This is a genomic window from uncultured Amaricoccus sp., from assembly GCF_937858865.1.
GTDB lineage: Bacteria > Pseudomonadota > Alphaproteobacteria > Rhodobacterales > Rhodobacteraceae > Amaricoccus.
In genome coordinates this window covers 1-2,920 of record NZ_CALLYO010000147.1, presented here as the reverse complement: position 1 = coordinate 2,920, position 2,920 = coordinate 1, and the positions used below count along the sequence as shown (strand labels likewise).

Below are 2,920 nucleotides of genomic sequence, written 5' to 3'. Positions count from 1 at the left end.
CTCATCGTCGCGGCGGCCGAGCCGCTCGCCTCGATCTACCGCGCCGTCTCGAGCTATCCCGGGACCGCCGCGGAGGTGATCCCGGGAGCGGCGGACCGGACGCCCGACGCCGAGCTCGCCCAGGCCGCGCGCGGGGTGCTCGACGGCATCCATGCCGCCGAGATCGAGGCGCTGGCGCGGCTCTTCGAGGCGCGCGGGCAGCAGGGGCGCGCGGTGACCGACGTGGCGCAGGCGGCGCGCGCGGCGACCTTCGGGGCGATCGACACGCTCGTCGCCGACATGGACGCGGTCGTGCCGGGGACGGTCGACGAGGAGACCGGCGCCGTCACCTTCGGCGAGGACGGCAGGATCGAGACCTACGGCGTGGTCGACGAGATCGCCCGGCGCACGCTGGCCGCCGGCGGCCGGGTCGTCTCCGCCCGCCGCGCCGACGTGCCCGGCGGCGGCGATCTCGCGGCGATCCTGCGCTATCCGGTGTGAGCGGGGGATTTCGCACGCGAAACTATACTTATCCCTCTGAAACCAAAGGGATTCGTCGGGTTAATTCTTCCTGAACGCGGATCCGGGCCCCGGACGGCGAGGTCATCCGGGGCGGAAGGCGCGGCCGATGCCGACGAGGAGGTCGCCGAGGTCGAGCAGGCGCGCGACGTAGAGGTCGTAGGTGACGAAGCCGGTGTCCTCGCCGCGGAGGAAGGCGCGCTCGAGGCCGTCGACGAAGGCGAGCAGGCGGCGGCGGTGCAGGCCGGTGGCGCGCTGCACCGGGTCCGAGATCATGCCGGCGAAGGCGGTGGCGAGCGCCGCCACGCCGAGGATGCCGGCGGTGGTGCCGGCGACGAGGAGCGGCGAGGCCTTGGCCGGGAAGATGCCGTACCAGAGGCCGCCGGCCGCCGAGCCGAGCGGGAAGCCGGCGATGGCCGAGCTCTGCGCCATGGCGCCGGCGACCGCCGGGCCGAGGGCGAGCGCGCCGGGGGTCGCCTTCTGGAAGGCGACGGCGCCGGTGCCGAGCGCGATGAGCCCGGTGGTGATCTCGGCGGCGGCGGCGCGGGTGCCGGCATAGTCGGTGAGGGCGGCGTCGAGCCGGGCGCGGAAGGCCGGGTCGTCGCGGTGGGCGGCGGTCGCCTCGCCCGCCCCGGCGAGGAGCGCCTGCACCTCGGGATGGGCGAGGATCGCCTCGGCGAGCCCGTCGCGCGCGGAAACCCGGTCGCCGTCGCGGCAGGGCTGGACGAGGAGGTCGGTCATCAGCCGCCAGCGCAGCTCGCGCGCCACCGCGGTATCGAGGAGGAGGTTGCGGCGGGCGAGCGCCTCGGCGGTGCGCGGCCGCTTCAGCGCGCGGGCGGCCGAAGCCGAGAGCTTGAGGGCGACCTGCGGGATGGCGAGCGCGACGTTGGCCGGCGCGCGCAGCAGGTCGAGGCCGAGCGCATGGCGGTGCAGCCGCGCCGAGCCGGCGACGGAGAAATTCGCGTCGACGAAGCCGTCGACCCGCCCGCGGCAGCCCTGGAAGTAGGCGCGGGCGGCCTCGGCGACGATGGCTTCCGCCCGTTCCGGCGGCAGGGCGACAGCGGCGTCCATGCCGGGAGAGATGGGGTCGCCGCCGGGCGGCTCAAGAGCGTCAGAGCACGTAGGGGATCCGCACCGAGGGGGAGGTCGCGTCGAAGTCGCGGCTGTTGCGGGTCACGAGCAGCAGTGCGTGGACTTCGGCCGACGCCTGGATGAGGGCGTCGGGCAGGCGGATCCGCCTCTCCCTGCGGATGAGGACGGCACGCTCGGCGACCGTCCGGTCGATCTCGACGATGGCGAAGCCGGCGAGGAAGCGGCGCGTGGCGAGCTCGACGCCGCTCGCCGCGCCGACCAGCACCTCCATCCAGGAGATGATGCTGATCGCCGGCTCGGGGTAGCGGGCCAGCTCGTCGCGGGCGGCGCCGATCCCGCCGAGATAGTCGATCAGGATGTTGGTGTCGAAGAGCGGCCTCACCATTCGCGGCGCGCCCGCTCCTGGAAGACGAGGCCGTCCGGGGCGTCCTTGCCCCACAGGCCGAAGGCCTCGTCGCCGCCCTCGCGGCCGTGGCGGCGCAGGTAGTCGTCCACCGCCTCGCGGATCAGCGAGGCGCGCGAGCGCTCCTTCCGCTTCGCGAGCCGGTCGAGCGCCCTGGCCTGCGCGTCGCCGAGGTCCACCAAGGTGCGCATCTCGCCCTTTCCTGATATATGATAGCGATATCATATATCGTCCTTTCTGCCTCTTCCGGCAAGCCCTCAGCGATCGGAGGTTTGCCAGCGGGGGTTGATCCAGGGGGCGGCGTTCCAGCGCGGGAGCGAGCGGCCGAGGATATGGTCGGCGGCCTTCTCGCCGGCCATGATCGAGGGGGCGTTGAGGTTGCCGTTGGTGATGCGCGGGAAGATCGAGCTGTCGGCGACGCGCAGGCCCTCGACGCCGATGACACGGCATTCGGGATCGACGACGGCCATCGGGTCGTCGCGGCGGCCGAGCCGCGCCGTGCCGCAGGGGTGGAAGGCGCTCTCCACCTCTTCGCGGACGAAGGCGTCGAGCTCGTCGTCGGTCTGCACGTCGCGGCCGGGCTGGATCTCGTCGCCGGCGTAGGGGCGGAAGGCGGGCTGGGCGAAGAGCTCGCGGGTCAGGCGGATGCAGCGGCGGAAGTCGCGCCAGTCCGCTTCGTGCGACATGTAGTTGAAGCGGATGGCCGGCGCCTCGCGCGGGTCGGCGCTCCTGAGGCGGACGCTGCCGCGGGAGGGGGAGCGCATCGGGCCGACGTGGGCCTGGAAGCCGTGGCCGCGGACGGCGGAGCGGCCGTCGTAGCGCACCGCGAGCGGCAGGAAGTGGTACTGGATGTCGGGGTATTCGACGCCGGCGGCGGAGCGGACGAAGGCGGCGGACTCGAACTGGTTCGAGGTGCCGAGGCCGCCC

The 2,920-nt window shown here is 73.7% G+C and carries 4 protein-coding genes and 1 pseudogene; 1 reads left to right on the top strand and 4 read right to left on the bottom strand.

Annotated elements, in window-relative coordinates; all coding sequences use genetic code 11:
- Positions 1–480: pseudogene (locus Q0112_RS04220) on the top strand (hypothetical protein); the annotation flags it as partial.
- 102 nt (positions 481–582) lie between these two features.
- Here the strand turns inward: Q0112_RS04220 and Q0112_RS04215 are convergent.
- The 4 genes from Q0112_RS04215 to Q0112_RS04200 form a co-directional block, all read right to left on the bottom strand.
- Positions 583–1,569, bottom strand: coding sequence for a DUF6635 family protein (locus Q0112_RS04215; protein ID WP_297971835.1), 987 nt, complete (start codon positions 1,567–1,569; stop codon positions 583–585).
- Between the two features lie 40 nt (positions 1,570–1,609).
- Positions 1,610–1,975 carry a type II toxin-antitoxin system VapC family toxin gene (locus Q0112_RS04210; protein WP_297971833.1) on the bottom strand — a complete coding sequence of 122 codons (366 nt, stop codon included), beginning with the start codon at positions 1,973–1,975 and terminating at the stop codon, positions 1,610–1,612.
- Positions 1,969–2,184 carry a CopG family transcriptional regulator gene (locus tag Q0112_RS04205; RefSeq protein ID WP_297971830.1) on the bottom strand — a complete coding sequence of 72 codons (216 nt, stop codon included), beginning with the start codon at positions 2,182–2,184 and terminating at the stop codon, positions 1,969–1,971. Before Q0112_RS04205 ends, Q0112_RS04210 begins: the two co-directional genes overlap by 7 nt.
- Positions 2,185–2,250: 66 nt before the next feature.
- A partial coding sequence (locus Q0112_RS04200) for a GMC oxidoreductase (RefSeq protein ID WP_297971827.1) occupies positions 2,251–2,920 on the bottom strand: 670 nt, incomplete at its 5' end.